At 58.4% G+C, this 15,936-nt stretch carries 17 protein-coding genes and 1 pseudogene; 13 read left to right on the top strand and 5 right to left on the bottom strand.

All coding sequences use genetic code 11. The annotated features are described in order from the left end of the window. Positions 1 to 106: 106 nt before the first annotated feature. The 3 genes from RLW55_RS00675 (at position 107) to RLW55_RS00665 (ending at position 1,709) form a co-directional block, all read left to right on the top strand. Positions 107 to 265 carry a NepR family anti-sigma factor gene (locus tag RLW55_RS00675; protein ID WP_244420968.1) on the top strand — a complete coding sequence of 53 codons (159 nt, stop codon included), beginning with the start codon at positions 107 to 109 and terminating at the stop codon, positions 263 to 265. Next, complete coding sequence (locus RLW55_RS00670; RefSeq protein WP_013946342.1) at positions 262 to 816, top strand: sigma-70 family RNA polymerase sigma factor; 555 nt, start codon at positions 262 to 264, stop codon at positions 814 to 816. Before RLW55_RS00675 ends, RLW55_RS00670 begins: the two co-directional genes overlap by 4 nt. A gap of 89 nt (positions 817 to 905) precedes the next feature. After that, a complete protein-coding gene (locus tag RLW55_RS00665) occupies positions 906 to 1,709 on the top strand; it encodes a response regulator (protein ID WP_409562309.1) in 804 nt (267 codons plus the stop codon). Between the two features lie 92 nt (positions 1,710 to 1,801). On the opposite strand, the gene RLW55_RS00660 is transcribed toward RLW55_RS00665, so the two are convergent. From RLW55_RS00660 to RLW55_RS00650, 3 genes and pseudogenes are all read right to left on the bottom strand, one after another. After that, the gene (locus RLW55_RS00660; RefSeq protein WP_423415311.1) at positions 1,802 to 2,260 is read right to left on the bottom strand and encodes a PRC-barrel domain-containing protein; all 459 of its coding nucleotides are present in this window, start codon (positions 2,258 to 2,260) and stop codon (positions 1,802 to 1,804) included. A gap of 159 nt (positions 2,261 to 2,419) precedes the next feature. After that, positions 2,420 to 2,499, bottom strand: a pseudogene (locus RLW55_RS00655) (CsbD family protein); the annotation flags it as partial. Between the two features lie 36 nt (positions 2,500 to 2,535). Further along, positions 2,536 to 2,709 (bottom strand): DUF1328 domain-containing protein, encoded by a 174-nt coding sequence (locus tag RLW55_RS00650; protein ID WP_013946346.1) that lies wholly within the window; start codon positions 2,707 to 2,709, stop codon positions 2,536 to 2,538. A 600-nt stretch (positions 2,710 to 3,309) separates the two neighbouring features. Here RLW55_RS00650 and RLW55_RS00645 point away from each other — a divergent pair. Then, positions 3,310 to 4,689 (top strand): CHASE3 domain-containing protein, encoded by a 1,380-nt coding sequence (locus RLW55_RS00645; RefSeq protein ID WP_423415310.1) that lies wholly within the window; start codon positions 3,310 to 3,312, stop codon positions 4,687 to 4,689. 55 nt (positions 4,690 to 4,744) lie between these two features. Here RLW55_RS00645 and RLW55_RS00640 read toward each other — a convergent pair whose 3' ends face one another. Next, positions 4,745 to 5,179 (bottom strand): response regulator, encoded by a 435-nt coding sequence (locus tag RLW55_RS00640; RefSeq protein ID WP_409562312.1) that lies wholly within the window; start codon positions 5,177 to 5,179, stop codon positions 4,745 to 4,747. 169 nt (positions 5,180 to 5,348) lie between these two features. Further along, on the bottom strand, positions 5,349 to 7,328 hold the full coding sequence (locus tag RLW55_RS00635) for a sensor histidine kinase (protein ID WP_423415309.1): 1,980 nt from the start codon (positions 7,326 to 7,328) through the stop codon (positions 5,349 to 5,351). Between the two features lie 206 nt (positions 7,329 to 7,534). Between RLW55_RS00635 and RLW55_RS00630 the strand changes: the two genes are divergently transcribed. The 9 genes from RLW55_RS00630 to RLW55_RS00590 all read left to right on the top strand — a co-directional run bounded on the left by RLW55_RS00630 (position 7,535) and on the right by RLW55_RS00590 (position 15,849). Further along, entirely contained in the window at positions 7,535 to 7,906 is a 372-nt protein-coding gene (locus RLW55_RS00630; protein ID WP_423415308.1) for a hypothetical protein, read from the top strand. A gap of 156 nt (positions 7,907 to 8,062) precedes the next feature. Further along, the gene (locus RLW55_RS00625; RefSeq protein WP_409562314.1) at positions 8,063 to 8,644 is read left to right on the top strand and encodes a DUF2796 domain-containing protein; all 582 of its coding nucleotides are present in this window, start codon (positions 8,063 to 8,065) and stop codon (positions 8,642 to 8,644) included. Positions 8,645 to 8,647: 3 nt separating this feature from the next. After that, the gene (locus RLW55_RS00620; protein WP_409563228.1) at positions 8,648 to 9,406 is read left to right on the top strand and encodes an ABC transporter ATP-binding protein; all 759 of its coding nucleotides are present in this window, start codon (positions 8,648 to 8,650) and stop codon (positions 9,404 to 9,406) included. Continuing rightward, positions 9,403 to 10,662 carry an ABC transporter permease gene (locus RLW55_RS00615; protein ID WP_409562315.1) on the top strand — a complete coding sequence of 420 codons (1,260 nt, stop codon included), beginning with the start codon at positions 9,403 to 9,405 and terminating at the stop codon, positions 10,660 to 10,662. Before RLW55_RS00620 ends, RLW55_RS00615 begins: the two co-directional genes overlap by 4 nt. Before the next feature lie 25 nt (positions 10,663 to 10,687). Continuing rightward, entirely contained in the window at positions 10,688 to 11,263 is a 576-nt protein-coding gene (locus RLW55_RS00610; protein WP_423415307.1) for a DUF3299 domain-containing protein, read from the top strand. 203 nt (positions 11,264 to 11,466) lie between these two features. Beyond that, positions 11,467 to 12,501: a sulfate ABC transporter substrate-binding protein gene (locus RLW55_RS00605; RefSeq protein WP_423415306.1), complete on the top strand. Its 1,035-nt coding sequence runs from the start codon at positions 11,467 to 11,469 to the stop codon at positions 12,499 to 12,501. Positions 12,502 to 12,753: 252 nt separating this feature from the next. Continuing rightward, positions 12,754 to 13,494, top strand: a complete 741-nt coding sequence (locus RLW55_RS00600; RefSeq protein WP_409562318.1) for an RBBP9/YdeN family alpha/beta hydrolase — start codon at positions 12,754 to 12,756, stop codon at positions 13,492 to 13,494. A gap of 190 nt (positions 13,495 to 13,684) precedes the next feature. Then, a complete protein-coding gene (locus tag RLW55_RS00595) occupies positions 13,685 to 14,968 on the top strand; it encodes a porin (RefSeq protein ID WP_423415305.1) in 1,284 nt (427 codons plus the stop codon). A gap of 245 nt (positions 14,969 to 15,213) precedes the next feature. Continuing rightward, positions 15,214 to 15,849 (top strand): helix-turn-helix domain-containing protein, encoded by a 636-nt coding sequence (locus RLW55_RS00590; RefSeq protein WP_423415304.1) that lies wholly within the window; start codon positions 15,214 to 15,216, stop codon positions 15,847 to 15,849. The last annotated feature ends 87 nt before the right edge of the window (positions 15,850 to 15,936 follow it).

Here is a 15,936-nt window from a genome sequence, read left to right as displayed (position 1 = left end):
TTCGTCGGGAACCCGGAGTACGAGCGAAAGTTACCACGGAATCCGTCAATAAGGTCTTTGTACGATGGGCACTGGCAGTGACCCCAAGCGGGGGGATTCAGTCACAATGCAGGCACCTTTACCGGTCGAGCTGCAGGGCCAGATTGGCCAGCGGTTGCGGGAGGCTTATATCGAACTCATCAATGAGCCGGTTCCTGATCGGTTTGTGGCGCTGTTGCAGAAATTGAAGCAGCGGGAGGATCAAGGGCAAGGAGGCCAGTCGTGACCAAGACCGACGACGACCTGCAGGCTCTGTTGATCAGTGCAGTGCCGAATCTTCGCGCGTTCGCGAATTCCCTGTGCGGGGATCCGACGCGCGCGGATGATCTCGTGCAGGACACGCTCGTTAAAGCATGGTCGAACTTGGAAGGTTTCGAGCGCGGATCGAACCTCAAAGCCTGGCTTTTCACCATTTTGCGCAACACCTATTTCTCAGAGCTTCGCAAGCGCCGCCGCGAGGTGGAGGATGCCGATGGGGCGCTGGCGGAACGTATGTCGGTGATGCCGGAGCAGCAGGTCCATATGGACCTCGTCGATTTCAAGAAGGCTTTCGGCAGTCTGAGCGATGATCAGAAGGAAGTGCTGCTGCTGGTCGGAGCCGAGGGCTTTTCGTATGAGGAAGCCGCAGAGATCACCAATGCGGCGGTCGGAACGGTCAAGAGCCGGGTCAATCGCGCACGTGTCGCGCTGAACAAGGCTCTTGGTTTCGAAGACGGTGAGAATTTCAATCCGAATGGAGAATTCGTCGGCATCACTCGGGCTGTCAGTCGAGGGTGAGTTGGACGGACGAAACGACTGAACGAAAGATGATCGCGTGCCGAACGCGCCGTTGTCTTCTTGCCAATTACGAGCTTACGAGGTGAACAATGTCGATTGCCGAATCTATTGCTCCCCACCTTCCCTATCTCCGCCGATATGCCCGTTCGCTGACCGGCAGCCAGGCTTCAGGCGATAACTATGTAGCGGCCGTTCTGGAAGCACTGATTGCCGATTCCGACGCATTCGATAAGTCGATTGCACCGCGTGTGGCGCTCTATCGGGCTTTCACGAAGGTCTGGAATTCGCTCGCCGTCAATCATACGGCGGAAGAAGTCTCGCACGACAAGCCGCTGCCGGAGCGCCGTCTTGAGTCGATCACGCCGCTGCCGCGGCAGGCATTCCTGCTGGTCTCGGTCGAAGGCTTTTCAACCGCCGAGGCTGCGCAGGTTCTCGACGTGACGCCCGCGCATGTGACAGAACTGCTGCAAATGGCCGGCGCCGAAATTGCAGAGCAGCTTTCGGCGGACGTTCTCATCATCGAGGACGAGCCGCTGATCGCCATGGATCTCGAAGCGCTGGTGGTCGATATCGGCCATCGCGTTCAGGGCGTCGCCCGTACGCATCAGGAGGCGGTCGAAGAGGTTGCGAGGAAAGCGCCCTCGTTGGTGCTTGCTGATATCCACCTTGCCGATGGCAGTTCAGGCCTCGAAGCGGTCAACGAAATTCTCGAAACCATCAGTGTGCCGGTGATCTTCATCACAGCGTTCCCGGAACGCCTGCTGACCGGCACCAAGCCTGAGCCCGTGTTCCTGATTACGAAACCTTTCGAGCCTGCCGTCGTCAAGGCGATGATCAGCCAGTCGCTGTTCTTCGGCTTGAAATCGAAAAAGGCTGGACAGCGCGCGGCCTGATATAGCGACTTCAGGCTTTAGATCTTTCGGGCGCAGACAAAGAATTGTTCCGCGCCCGATTTCGTGTTCGCGCCTGAAAAGCGAGGCTTGGATTATTTCGACGAGTTGTTCGTCTCCGAGCCCGAAACGGAATTTTTGGTGTGATCTCCAATTTTTTCCATCGCCGACTTTTCAGTCCACGTATAGCTCGGAGCATTCGTCAGCGTTTCCTTAGTCGCGTCGACGGTGGCGATACGGCGGCCGTTCGTCTCGGTGAATGACAGTTCGTTGTAGGGAATGCCGACGTTCTTTTCACCGACACCGAGGAAGCCGCCGACGCCGATAACGGCCGTGCTGATCTTTCCGGTATTGTCGAGGATGAGATAGTTGATGTCGCCAAGCTTGTCGCCGGCGTTATTCTCAACCGGAAGTCCGATGACGCTCGCGGTGCTTTGTTCGCCTCCGCCCTGCGTCGCCACGAATGACAGAGCCGATGCCGATGTCGTCGCCGCGACCGGAGCGATTGCCAGTCCAGCGACGAGCATGGTGCGATAGATATTTGTTTTTTTCATTTCGCTCTCCCGAAGTTCCTATCTGGTCAATCTTTCGCTCTTCGTTTTTGTTCCGATTTTCGCGGGCACTTGGCCTTTCTACGGGAGATCAAAAAAGCGGCCGAACACGCTCGGCCGCAGAAAATCAGTGCAGGGACATTATTGCTAGGCAGGCGACAGGTCATCTGTCAGCTTGCCCATTGCTCCTTGGCTTTGCCGGTGAACTGTTTCCAATTTCCTTGGACGCGGTTCCAGTCCATGAGCGAATCTTTTCAATCGGCCTGACGACTTTTTGATCAAACCCGGCGGACGAAGTTGGCAATGAGCGACACGACAAACAGAACGATCGCCACCCAGAAGATCATGCGTGCGCCTTCCATCGCCGTACCGGCCACGCCGCCAAATCCGAAAGCGGCGGCGACAAGCGCGACGATCAGGAATACGATCGCGTAGTGCAGAAGATTTCCCATCCAGATCTCCGATCGGTTTAATCTGATATCCCGAATAGCGATCTAACGTGCATGCCAAGCTCGCAGTTCCGGCGACTTTGCGGGCAGTCCACGGTACGACGGCCGTAAATCTAGGGCTCGCGATGGGTTGGAATGGACCAAAGATGTAGAGTTCGCGCCGCTCGGGGGAAAGCGGTCGCGAACTCTCATCGGAAGGGCCGCGCCCCTGGGCCACGGGGGGAGTGGGAGGGAGTGTGGGACGCGGTCACATGGATCAAACGCGCCGTCCTGCAGGCAGTTCCCCAAAAAGCCACCGACGCGGATTACAAGTCTGAGAGGTCTGCTATGGCGCGGAATTGGTGTAGCATGTGGGATGCCGATTCAGCCGCGTTTACCGAAGCTGTAGTGTGCCGGTGGGCGGGCGCGCGCAAATCATGATAACTTAAAAAGATTAGGTCTCGCGGGGGAAAGGTGTGGATGTCGTAGCATTCCAGGAGAAGTCCTGGATATGCTGCACTCGTTATGGTTGGTTTCAACATATTTCGGAACGTCTCGTTGTTTCCTACCTGGAACGCGACTCGAACGCTGCTCATCTGGATAGTGATCGCCGTGTTGTCAGGGATGACGGCGATCGTCGCATGGCAGTGGATGGTCAAGTCCGCCGACGAGGTTACACATACACAGCTCGTCCAGCAGGAACTGACCAAGTGGCTCAGCGCTACGCAAGATCTCGAAAACGGGCAGCTTGGCTATCTGCTGACGAAGGACGAAAGCTATCTGAAGCCCTATCAATCGGCGAAGGGCGCTGTCTCGCTCATCCATAATAACCTGGTCCGTCTGGTCGCCGGTAACGTTGGGCAGATCGCGGTGATCGAGTCGATACACCAGACGATCAAAGAGCGGCTTGAGGTTCTCGATAAGAACATGGCCGCTGCGGGTAAGGGCGGTGATGTGTCGCCTCGCCCGTTTGGCGCCGATGAGTTCGGCGGCAAAATCATGGAGCGGTTGCGAAGCCAGATAGCAGCCGCAAAGCAGCAAGAGCAGATGCTCTATCGCAGGGAACTCAAGCAATTCCGTCGACAAAGTTCATGGCTTCTCGGCGCGATGCTGGCCACGCTTCTGGCGTGCGCGGCGCTAGCTCTTGTCGCTATGATCCGCGAGCGTCAGCGGGTGGCGGCTCTTGAGCTTACGGCGCTGACCTTGACGTCGGCGAATAGGTCTCTCGAACAGCGCGTAAGGTCGCGTACGGAAGAACTGGCCATCGAGCGCGACCGGGCCGAAGCGGAGCGGGAGCGTGCTGAAGCACTGCTGCGTGACGTTACGCATCGGATCGGCAACACACTGGCGCTGGTCGTCGGCTTCATCAATTTGCATATTCGGCATACGACGGACCCAAAATCTCTGAAGACGCTGATGGGCGCGCGTGACCGCATCCATGCCATCGCCAGCGCGCAGCGGCGTATCAACGTCGTCAACGATCTGGAGCTTGTGCGAATCGATACGCTGATCCAGGCCGTGCTCGATGATGTTGTTGAAGCTGCGGGAGAGGACCGTATTGTGCTGCTGGTCGACGTGCCGCCATTGCTTGCGTCGGCTCAGGTTGCGACGTCACTGTGCGTGCTGACGCAGGAGTTCGTAGTGAATTCCTTCAAGCATGCTTTCGGTGAGAGCGGGTCCGGGTGCGTCAACGTTCTCTTAAAACGGAAGGGCGAGAGCGGCGCGGAACTCGTCGTTGAGGATGATGGCATTGGTGTTGGCGGCAGCGCCGTAGTTTCATCCACCACAGATCATGACGGAGCGGTGCAACACTCCGAAGGGCTCGGAACCAAAATCGCTGCGTTGCTGACGCGACAGTTTTCCGGAACGATTTCATATGAAACCATGCGTCCAGGAACAGACAAGCCCGGAACGCGTGTCATCGTTACACTGACCGATCTCGTTCTCTCCGATCCCGAGCAACTGACACCGCTGCAGCACGAAGAGCGTCCGCCGTCAGCGTAGGCGACGGTCGTGATCGAGGAAAAATGTTTCACAAACGTGTGCCGCGTGCGCCAAGTCAGCAGGCGACTTTCCAGCGGGCTGCGTAGGCCGGGGAAAGATGTAGCGAACGGGGCTTCGGTCGCGCCGAGTGGCCCGTCTTGATGCAATCCGCGACGAAAGAAATCGCCGACTTCACGGCCTGCTCGGAAAGCGGCTTTACGAGCACTCCGCAGGCCGCAGAGAAGTCTTCAGGAACGCGGCCGGGATTGGACGTCGTGAAGATGACGGTAGCGTGCCGTGCTTCACTTAGGTGACGTGCCACGGTCGTCCCCGTCGCTCCATCGCTGAGGTGGAGGTCGACCAGAGCGAGATCGCACAACGACGTTTCAGCAAGCTTCAGTGCGCCGCGCGATGATCCCGCAATGCCAACGACCTCGTGGCCGAGATCCTTGACGATGGTTTCGAGTTCATCGGCCAGTATCGGTTCATCTTCGGTGATCAGGACGTTCATCGTTTTCCCCGCAGTACAGACGATGCCGGATTACGATTCCACCGAAATGGGGCGGGGCAGCGTCTGTGATTCCGGAAACGTGGCGAACCGAAGAAGGTTCCACATGTGTGACGCCCGCAACGTACGACTGTGTCTTTTTGCTTAACTTCGGTCCGTGGCGGACGCCGTTTCAGACGGAGGGTTCAGCTTCGCGACCGCCGCGCGCTCCGACGTTTGCCAGCGGGCCTGTCAAAGTCCACTTGAAGCCGTCGATGCCGGCGGCGGCATGGACCGATAGTTTCAGGCCTTGGGTCGAGAATCTTTCCACGACGGATCGGCCGTAACCTGTTGGTCCGTCTACGGGAAATGGCGGACCTCCGGTTTCGTGCCAGATGATCTCGATGGTTTCGGCGTCTGGAAAGGTCCACGACAGATGGACTTCCCCCTTTGCGGATGAAAGCGCGCCGTGCTCGACCGCATTGAGTGCAAGTTCCGTCAGGACCATGCCGAATGACTGTGCAGCTTCCGGAGTCAATGACACCGGCGGCCCGGAGACACTGATGCGATCAGCGTCGGTTCGTGCGACGGCGCCGATTTCGGCTGAGGCCAGAGTTGCGAGATCGACACATTGCCAGTCGGAGGCGACAATCAGATCTTGCGATGCAGAAAGACCGGCGACCCGCAATGTGAAGTCTTTCAAATGCGATTTGACGTCGACGGCATCGCGCGCCGTCAGACGGGCCATGGCCAGGATCAGCGCCAGAAGGTTTTTCGAGCGGTGGGAAACTTCGCGAAGCAGCGCGTCTGTACGCGTAAGGCTGACCTTCAGGTCCGTAACGTCATATGCAACTCCAGACAACACAGAGATCTTTCCGCGCGCAATTTTCGTTGCGGCGCCGCGGAGGGCGATCCAGCGGCCTTGACCGTCCAGACGTCGTACGCGGACCTCGACGGCGAGCGGCGTCATGTTCGCAAGAGCGGCCGAGATTGCGCTGAGCAGGGGGCGGCGGTCACTCGGTTCGACAAGTCGCAGCAGGCGATGGGCGAGCTGATCGCCATTTACCGCGTGACCGAATATCCGAGCGATTTCGGCGTCCCAGTGGATCGCGCCTGACCGGAGGTCCCATTCCCAAACGCCGACGTTGCCGGCTTTCAATGCCGCGCGCGCGCGATCATCGGCCGCTGGGATGGACATCAGGCCAGATCTCGTTTTTGACGGGCGATCAATTGACGATGGCATGCGGGGAGCTTGGGCCAAATCCGAGTTCGATTCTTCTATTACGCTCCGTGTTAACAGTGTCGCTCCGGTAAACGAAGCAATGGCGAGCAAAGAAGAAATCGCCACGAAGGTCATCCAGTTGCGCCGGGTGTGAAGTTCTATGGATCGGGATGGAACGCCGGCCGCAATTTTCCAGCCGAATTGCGACGTATCGGCGAACGCTTCGACGAGGGAGGGGGCGTCTGCCGCCTCGGAATAGGACGCCTTGAGGGGCTTGCCGTTGGCCTCGGCGTAAACTTGGCCATCGCCGCCGACGATGGAAATCGACCACGGACCGTCCGAGACGAAATTCTTCAATGTTGCGGTGAGATAGGCCGAGGGAATGCGCGCTTGGAGCACGACAGGAGGCGCGGCTTTATCGGTGGATGCGATCCAGATGTTCACTCCGCCCTTCGCTGCCATGCCGTACGGTGTGATCTGGGGCGCAAGGGTCGCTAAGGCGGCGGCAGCTGCGCTGCGCGCGGGCGCGTCGAGCGCGGCGATGGCGGCATCGGCGCCGCTGGTTGGAGATAGCAGATCGAGATTGGCTGCGCGATTGAAGACGAGAATGCCGTTACGGCCAAGTTCCGATTTCAAGTGGTCGTAAACGCTTTCTGAAGCTTCTGCCGGAGGGCTGGCGAGTTCCTTAAGGCTCGAAACGAGGCTTGCCATGCGTTCATCGAAATAGGATGCCGTCAGCAACGCCCGGCTTTGAGCGGACTGATGCAGAATGCTCAATTCGCGTGCATGGAGCTGGGTCAGCAGGTAGGCGGCGAACGTCAGCGACGGCAGAAGGATACCGAGGCAAAGCGCGTAAGCGAGCAGGCGGGAAGGCGCTCTTGGGAAGAGGAAGTGCGGCAGCATTCGAGCGAGATGAGGTCTGAAGAACCTCTGCAATAAATTATTGTTCACAATCCGCTTCTTATCGTCATGGTTCGCCAGACCCTGCCGTCAAATGAAAATGCCCAATTGTCTCAATGGTTCCCACTTGCGCTTTGGACTTATTCTGAGCGTTATCCATCTTGGCACGGGGTTGTCGGGATGTCGCCGTCGGCGAACGCCACGATTGTGACACAAGATCGGTCGAACTCTGCGCCGGCCAAGATGTTTGGGGATTGATGATCAGCGCGCGACTCCGCCTGAGACTGCTTTGGCTGACGCTTTTCGCGTTCGGCGTGCAGATGGCTGTTGCCGACTTTCATCATCACATTTCGCGCGGCGCGGGCATCGAATCCCGAGCGATGACGGCGGGCATGTGCCGCCCGTCAAATGACCGCCCTTGCGCGCCTCACCAGAATGATCACGACGGTTGCATTCTGTGTTGGGCGACGGCAATAGCGGCGACGTCGCTCACGCCGGTTTCATTCGACATGCCGCTGCCGGCGGTTGCGCATGGTGTTCGGCTCCAAGCCGACGAACCGCAGACGGTCAGCCTCCCACGGCTGACTGAAGTGCGAGCACGGGGACCGCCGCCCATCGCACGCGGCTGATAGCCGACGCTGCGCGGCGCGCGAGCGCGTCGCGAACTGTTTTCTTTTTTTGATTCAATTGCCGGTCAGGCACGATGGCACCAGAGCCTCGGTTCATGCCGGCTAGCGCGGCGCATGCGCGGCATGCCGCAACTTATCACCCGTTGGAGGATTTTCATGATCACCGCTTCAACAGCCAGATCGACAATCGCGTCCTTGGCCATTCTCGTGTCGCTGCCCGTTCTCGCGGACCAGGCCGAGCATCGCCAGCTCGGACCGCATGTGCACGGTCAGGGTACGCTCGATATCGCCATCGAAGGCAACAAGATCGAGATGGAGCTTGTTGCCCCCGGCATGGACATTGTCGGGTTCGAGCACGTCGCTACTACGGATGAGCAGAAGGCGAAGGTCGAGAAAGCCAAGGCGCAGCTCGCAGACGTGCTGAATGTTTTCAAGCTGCCGTCCGCTGCGAAGTGCAAGACCGACACGGCGAATGTCGAAAGCCGCAAGGAAACACATCACCCGGGCGAAAAGGATGATGACGACGACAAGCCGGGCGAGCCGCAGCATTCGGAATTCCATGCGACTTACACCATCACGTGCGAGGCGCCGGAAAGCGTCACGGGCATGGAAACAGCATACTTCACCGACTTTGCCGGCGGTCAGCTGCTGAATGTCAACGTCACGACGCCGAAAGGGCAGACGCAGGCGCAGATGACGCGCGAAAAGCCGACGCTCGATCTCACCGGCGTGATGTAAGTGATGCACGAGCTGATGGTGGCTTCACCGGCGGCTGCGAGAGAGGGCAAGAGCCCTCTCGATGCGGTTTCATTCGCTGATGTCAGGTATTCGTGGCCGGGACCGTCTCCGTTCACGCTGACGATCAATCGCTTCAAACTTCGCCGCGGCGAGAAGCTTCTGCTGCTCGGGCCGTCGGGCAGCGGGAAGAGCACGTTTCTCAGTCTGCTTGCCGGTATCGTCGTACCGGATAGTGGCAGGATCGAAGTCAGCGGCGAGGACATGGCGGTACTCGGCGGCGCTGCGCGCGACCGGTTCCGCGTCGACCACTTCGGCATTATTTTTCAGATGTTCAATCTGCTTCCCTATGGATCGCTGATCGACAACGTGCTTTTGCCGCTCCGCTTTTCGAAGTTGCGCCGTGAGAATGCGTTGCGTGAGGGGCCTTTGCAAGATGTTGCGAAACGCCTTTTGCTGGCGCTGGGCCTTGATGAAACCGTGATCGCGTCGAGCAAGGCCGCTAGCTTGAGCGTCGGTCAGCAGCAGCGTGTGGCCGCGGCACGCGCATTGATAGGCGCACCGCAAATCATCGTGGCCGACGAGCCGACGTCGGCTCTTGACCGAAACACGGAAGGCGCATTTCTGAAACTACTCTTTGCGCAAAGCAGGGAGGTGGACGCCAGCGTAATCATGGTCAGTCACGATGAAGGACTAGCTGCGCATTTCGACCGGGTCGTCCGCCTACAGGATATCGCTCAATCGCAGCGCGGTGGCCGGTCATGATGATTGCGCGACTTGCTTTTCAATCGCTGCTCAATCGCTGGGTGACGGCTTTATTGACGGTACTCGCCATTGCGATGAGCGTCATGCTTCTGCTCGGTGTCGAGAAGGTACGGACGGGTGCGCGCGAGAGCTTCGCCGATACCATTTCCGGCACGGATCTCATCGTCGGCGCGCGAAGCGGCAGCTTGAACCTGCTGCTTTACTCGGTCTTTCGCATCGGTAACGCCACCAACAACGTGACGTGGAAGAGCTATCAGGACATCGCTAAGATGCCAGAAGTTTCCTGGATCGTGCCGCTGTCGCTGGGGGACAGCCATCATGGCTTCCGCGTGCTCGGCACCAACCAGGATTATTTCACGCATTACAAATTCCGCCACGGGCAGACGATGCAGTTCGCTGCGGGCGGTCCGTTCAAGGATTTGTTCGACGCCGTGATCGGTTCGGATGTGGCCGAGCAACTTGGCTACAAGGTCGGTGATAAGATCGTCGTGGCGCACGGTGTCGGCTCGATCTCGTTCATCGAGCACGAAGACAAGCCGTTTCGCGTCTCGGGCATTCTGGCGAAGACTGGAACGCCGATTGATCGCACAGTGCATGTCAGTCTCGAAGCGATCGAGGCGATCCACATCGACTGGCAGAACGGCGCGCCGGTGCCGGGGCAGAGCATATCGGCAGATCAAGTGCGCAAGATGGATTTGACTCCGCGGGCCATCACGGCGGCGCTGGTGGGTCTGAAATCCAAACTCGCGACGTTCAAGGTGCAGCGGCGGATCAACAACTATGAGGAAGAGCCGTTGTCCGCGATCATGCCGGGCGTTGCTTTGCAGGAGCTTTGGGGACTGATCGGAACGGCGGAGACGGCGCTGTCGGTGGTCTCGGCGATGGTGGTCGCGACGGCGCTGCTCGGCATGGTGACGATGATCCTGACGACGCTTAACGAGCGACGGCGCGAAATGGCCATTCTGCGATCCGTGGGAGCGACGCCAGCGACGGTGCTGGGGCTTCTCGCGGTCGAAGGTGGGCTGTTGACGCTCGCGGGGGTGGTCATCGGGACCGTGGGGCTTTATGCGGGACTTTATCTGGCGCGGCCTTACATCGATCACACGTATGGTCTGAGCCTTCCTATCGACCCCCCACGCCCTGATGAGTGGTTGAAGCTCGGCGCGATCGTCGTGGCCGGTTTCCTGGCCGGACTGCTACCCGCGTTGCGTGCCTACAGGCTGTCGCTCGCCGACGGCATGATGGTTAGAATTTGAGATGAAGCCTCGATTGGAGGAGAACATGACGTCGTTATTCGTGTCGGTATCGAGGGCGTTTTTGCCGCTCGCGCTTCTTGCCGGAATGGCGTCGAGCGCTGCGGCCGAAGCTCCGCGGCAACTGAAATGGGCGGACCTCATTCCGAAGACCATGCCAGCCGCCAATACCGTGATGAAGTCCAAGACATTCTTCGGCGGTTCGGTGCCGTTGTCGGATGCCGGGCCGCCCCCGCCGCCGTTGCCGGAAGGACGCTTCATGTCGGTGAAGCGGCATCAGCCGGGCGATGACAAGCCTCCGGCGATCAACCAGGCGCTTAACGGCCAGACTGTTTCCATCGGGGGGTATGTCGTGCCGCTCGATTTCGACGCGACGACGGTGAAGGAATTTCTGCTGGTGCCGTTCGTCGGCGCGTGCATTCACGTGCCGCCGCCGCCGGCCAACCAGATCATCTACGTGAAAACGGACAAGGGATTCGAAGTCGGCGGACAATTCGATCCGGTGACCGTGACGGGAAAAATCAGCACGAGTCTCGCTTCGACTGGGCTCGCGGATGCCGGCTACACAATGACCGCAGATAGCGTGGAGCCGCGAAAGCAATAGCGCGATGCAAGGGGCTGTCCGGAGGATGAAAATCTTCTCGGGCGCCCTTGTCTAGGTTGTTATTTTAGTCTGCGGTCGATTCGAGGTGTGCGTGTTTCGCGGCGCGCGGCCTCTCATAAGCTCAGCAGTTCTTCTTCGTTCGCGGAGGACATGTCGCCCAATAGGTTCGCTCTCAGGTTAACGCACACCTTGAGAGGTTCCTTATGTCAATCCATACTTTGACCCGCCGAACCGCCATCGGCGCGGCGCTGGGCCTGGGGCTCGCCGGATTTTCCGGTCTCGCTGCAGCCAAAGACATCACGCTGCTCAACGTCTCGTACGATCCGACGCGCGAGCTTTATCAGGCCTACAACAAGGAATTCGCATCGTGGTGGAAAGCCAAGACCGGCGACACCGTCACGATCAAGCAATCGCATGGCGGCTCCGGCAAGCAGGCGCGGGCGGTCATCGATGGTCTTGATGCCGACGTTGTAACGCTGGCTCTGGCCGCAGACATCGACGCCCTGCATAAGAACGGCGATCTGGTCAAAGCCGACTGGATCAAGCAGTTCCCGAACAATTCGGCGCCTTATACGTCAACAATCGTGTTCCTTGTCCGTAAGGGCAATCCGAAGGGCATCAAGGACTGGCCGGATCTTGCTAAGGACGGCGTCGAGGTCGTCACCCCCAATCCGAAGACGTCGGGCGGCGCGCGATGGAATTATCTCGCGGCGTGGGGGTATGCGCTGAAGCAGCCGGGGGGCAACGAGCAAACGGCGAAGGATTTCGTTGGCAAGATCTACAAGAACACCAAGGTTCTCGATTCAGGCGCACGTGGATCGACGACGACATTCGTCGAGCGCGGCATCGGCGATGTGCTGATTGCCTGGGAAAACGAAGCGTATCTTTCGCTCAAAGAACTTGGTCCTGACAAGTTTGAGATCGTAACGCCTTCGGTGTCCATCCTCGCTGAACCGAACGTTGCCGTCGTCGATAAGGTCGTCGACAAGCACGGTACGCGTGAGGTCGCGCACGCCTATCTCGAGCATCTCTACAGCGAACCGGCGCAGGAGATCGCAGCGAAGAGCTTCTATCGTCCGCGTGACGAAAAAGTCGCTGCTAAATACGCAAGCCAGTTTGCGCCTGTGAAGGCTTTCACCGTCGACGATGTTTTTGGCGGTTGGGCGAAGGCGCAGGCTAAGCACTTTGCTGACGGCGGCATCTTCGATCAGATCTATACGCCCGGAAATAAAAGCTGAAGCCTTCAATTTAAAGCCGTGCGCCGCGCCAATTCTGATGTTCTCATTGCAATTTTTGCCAATGGGCGTGGGACTGGGCGGCGCGCGAAGGATCATCAGAAGAGAGAACCGAGTCGATGCGAATGCATAAGCGCGAGAGCTGTTGCCTGGAGGGCTTCCAGAAATGTCGAATGTCTTCGGCGCCAGCCTTCCTGACGAACAAACCCATAAATTCAAGAGCCGCTTACGGCTCTGCATTCGAGGATGACTTTCATGTCCACGACCCTCATCGTACCTGGCCTCCATTCTAGCGGGCCGACGCATTGGCAGACTTGGCTTCAGCATCGCGTCGCCGGCAGCGTCCGCGTCACACAACGCAATTGGAACGATCCGCATCTGCCGGAATGGTCGGCCCGGATCAGACGTGAGATCGTCCGGGCTCAGGGATCGATCTTCGTCGCTGCCCACTCGTTCGGCGTCCTTGCCGCCGTACAAGCCGCCAGCGATCACGCGGAACGAATCAGCGGTGTGCTGCTCGTTGCACCGGCCGACCCCGAACACTTTGGCGTCGCCGATTTTCTTCCGGCAAAGCGGCTGGCCTTTCCAACGATCGTCGTTGCGAGCAGTAACGATCCGTGGATGTCGGCAGAGGCGGCTGAGCGTTGGTCGCGTTTTTGGGGAGCCGATTACCTCAATCTCGGTGCTGCGGGCCATATCAATGCCGACGCCGGGTTTGGCCCATGGCCAGAGGCTTTGACACTGCTTGAACGGCTGCGAAAGGCCGCGGAATTTCGTCGATCATCGGAGCGCCTTGCAGCTCTCAGCCTGCTGCAGTCGCGCTTCCAGACAAAGCATTTGCTAGCGAGACGGCCTTACGGTTTTCGGAGGCGCGAAGGGAGCTCGGTCAATGTTCGGGACCTTGGCGGAGCTGCTGCCGTGCTGCGCGCGGCGGGGCGGGCCGAGTATGGCCCCGACTCTGATATCATAGGTGGCAAGATAGCCACTCCGCTATGACAGAAAAGTGTAATGGACGCGTTGAGCAATTGACACGGCCCGACGTTCACAAAGAAAGTTATTGAAAACAAAGCGGTAGGCAGAGGCAAATTCTGCCAATCTTATGGGGTCTGACGGCATGAAGCGAGTGTGGGGAAAAAGGCGGGGGTGGCAATATGGGGCTGCCGTTCTTTTGATTGGCGGCTGGGCGATGCCCGCCGCTGCTGCGGATCTCGGGGGAGATTGCTGCGCGGATCTTGAAGAGCGCGTCGCCGAACTCGAAGCGACGACGGCGCGGAAGGGCAATCGCAAAGTTAGCCTGACGGTTTCCGGCTGGGTCAACGAGAATGTCATCTGGTGGGACGACGGTCACGAAAGCAACGCCTACGTTGGAACCAACCCGGTTGAGCAGTCGCGCTTCAGGTTCGTCGGCGAAGCACGGGTCACTCCGGATCTTTCGGCCGGCTATTTGCTCGAAATCGGCGTTTGGGGCGGCAATAGCTCGAAGTTCGATCAAAACAGTCCGGACGGTTCGACGGGTGCCAACAGTCTTCTTGTTCGCAAAAGCAGCTGGTACCTGAAGAGCAAAACCTTCGGCAAAGTGTCCGTCGGACAGGAAAGCACGGCGACCTATCACTTACTCGACGATGCCGACACGACGATGACGCGAAACTTCTACGATGCGGAAGGCGCGCCGGACTACATGCAGAACTTTTTCCTGCGTGATAAGGCCGGCAATTTCATCAAGGCGTCGCCTACGAGCACAACGCAATTGCGCTGGTCGGATGCACTGCGCGGTTTCAACAACTCGACACCAGGCGATAGCGGCCGTCGTAATGTTGTGCGCTATGAAACGCCGACGTTTGGAGGCTTCACCTTTGCCACCTCGTGGGGCGAGGACGATGTCTGGGACATGCTTGTATCTTATGTCGGAGAGGCGGGTGATTTTAGATATACGGCTCGCGCGGGTTACGGAAACTCGACTGACGGTGCTTCGACGCCGTGCCAGGGCTCTTCGTCGTCACCCTACAATGGCATGAACTGCGAATGGTGGGGTGTCGCCGGTCTAATTCAGCACGTCCCGACAGGTCTCTACGTTTACAGTGGTTACGGCGATCAGAATAACGATACCCGTGCCAATCTCGTTGCGCCGGGGATCAAGAACCTTGTCGATGATAACGATCTCACATGGTTCGTGCAGGGCGGTATCGAAAACAAATGGAATTCGTTCGGTAAGACGAATTTCTTCGGTGAATATCGGCGCGATGAAGCTGGTTCAAACGTAAACGGTTCGGGCACACTTCAGACGCAGAATGCCAACATCAATTTCTGGGCGCTGGGCGCGGCTCAGAACTTCGAAGCTGCCGAGATGACGATGTACCTTGTCTATCAGCATGTCGATGGCGACGTCACTGTCGGCAATGTGCCTAACACGGCACCCACGGAGCTTTCGGCCATGCAGCAGGTCATTGCAGGCGCGAAGATCAACTTCTGATCTTGGGGCGCCAGGGTTAAGATACGTACGATTTTCTGACCCTCCCGTCAGACTCTCGCGAGAAGGAGGACCATCGAGTGTCCTTCTTCTCGCAATTTTATAAGAAGCACTGTCATTTTTCGGGCGGCCGTTATTGAAGGCGCCGCATAAGCTCAGCATTTCTTCTTCGTTCTGACGGTATCGTAGCTCGGCTATCTGTATTCGCAGAGGATCACTCGACTGCGAGTAGGCCGATGGCGATTGCGATGGCAAGAAAAGAAGACAGTCCGCAGCTCCACTCGATCGCGGGTGCATCGATTAAGCTGTCGATGATCGTCGGCGAAAATCTCCGTCATCTTCGTCGCCGGCAAGGGTTGTCTCTGGAGCAGCTTGCCTCCGTTTCTGGCGTCAGCCGGGCGATGCTCGGGCAGATTGAGACAGGCAAAAGTGCGCCGACCATCAACCTATTGGGGCGCATTGCGGAAGCTTTGAACGTTTCGGTTTCCGGGCTGATTTCGAGCCCAGGCGTCAAAGACACGATCGTCATTCCGCATGATCGCGCAACCATCGTGGCGTCGAGCGAAGGCGGATTTATCAGCCGCGCGCTTTTTCCATGGGGCGAGCCTCAGAGCGTGGAGATCTATGAGGTGACTATCGCACCGCGTTACATCGAGACGTGCCGGACGTCGCCGTCGGGCAGCAAAAAAACGCTGGTGATGATCGCCGGTCAATTAGAAATTACGGTCGGCGAAGAGACGCCAATGCGTCTTTCGAGCGGTGATGCCGCCCTTTTCAACGGCGATGCTGCGCACACCTTTTTCAATCCCGGCGAAAAAGACGCAACGGCGTTGCTTGTCTCGAGTTCGTTTGAAGCAACGAGTTCTCGTAAACGCCAAGTCTGACGTCATCTCTCCCATTCATTCGGCAATCGAAAATGCTTAGCAACTCTTCTTCCTTAGAGGGGCGCGGCCTCTCACATAGTATGCGCT

Origin of the sequence: Hyphomicrobium sp. B1 (assembly GCF_049532635.1) — a bacterium.
Lineage (GTDB): Bacteria > Pseudomonadota > Alphaproteobacteria > Rhizobiales > Hyphomicrobiaceae > Hyphomicrobium_B.
Note: the sequence above shows the minus strand (reverse complement) of the source record. Positions and strands in the feature narration are given on the sequence as shown.

Bases quoted from the DNA above. Each gene is read 5' to 3' on its own strand.
- RLW55_RS00675 (WP_244420968.1), top strand. From the start codon at position 107: ATGCAGGCACCTTTACCGGTCGAGCTGCAGGGCCAGATTGGCCAGCGG.
- RLW55_RS00665 (WP_409562309.1), top strand. From the start codon at position 906: ATGTCGATTGCCGAATCTATTGCTCCCCACCTTCCCTATCTCCGCCGA.
- RLW55_RS00660 (WP_423415311.1), bottom strand. From the start codon at position 2,260: ATGAAAAAAACAAATATCTATCGCACCATGCTCGTCGCTGGACTGGCA.
- RLW55_RS00650 (WP_013946346.1), bottom strand. From the start codon at position 2,709: ATGGGAAATCTTCTGCACTACGCGATCGTATTCCTGATCGTCGCGCTT.
- RLW55_RS00645 (WP_423415310.1), top strand. From the start codon at position 3,310: ATGACGGCGATCGTCGCATGGCAGTGGATGGTCAAGTCCGCCGACGAG.
- RLW55_RS00640 (WP_409562312.1), bottom strand. From the start codon at position 5,179: ATGAACGTCCTGATCACCGAAGATGAACCGATACTGGCCGATGAACTC.
- RLW55_RS00630 (WP_423415308.1), top strand. From the start codon at position 7,535: ATGATCAGCGCGCGACTCCGCCTGAGACTGCTTTGGCTGACGCTTTTC.
- RLW55_RS00625 (WP_409562314.1), top strand. From the start codon at position 8,063: ATGATCACCGCTTCAACAGCCAGATCGACAATCGCGTCCTTGGCCATT.
- RLW55_RS00620 (WP_409563228.1), top strand. From the start codon at position 8,648: ATGCACGAGCTGATGGTGGCTTCACCGGCGGCTGCGAGAGAGGGCAAG.
- RLW55_RS00615 (WP_409562315.1), top strand. From the start codon at position 9,403: ATGATGATTGCGCGACTTGCTTTTCAATCGCTGCTCAATCGCTGGGTG.
- RLW55_RS00610 (WP_423415307.1), top strand. From the start codon at position 10,688: ATGACGTCGTTATTCGTGTCGGTATCGAGGGCGTTTTTGCCGCTCGCG.
- RLW55_RS00605 (WP_423415306.1), top strand. From the start codon at position 11,467: ATGTCAATCCATACTTTGACCCGCCGAACCGCCATCGGCGCGGCGCTG.
- RLW55_RS00600 (WP_409562318.1), top strand. From the start codon at position 12,754: ATGTCCACGACCCTCATCGTACCTGGCCTCCATTCTAGCGGGCCGACG.
- RLW55_RS00595 (WP_423415305.1), top strand. From the start codon at position 13,685: ATGCCCGCCGCTGCTGCGGATCTCGGGGGAGATTGCTGCGCGGATCTT.
- RLW55_RS00590 (WP_423415304.1), top strand. From the start codon at position 15,214: ATGGCAAGAAAAGAAGACAGTCCGCAGCTCCACTCGATCGCGGGTGCA.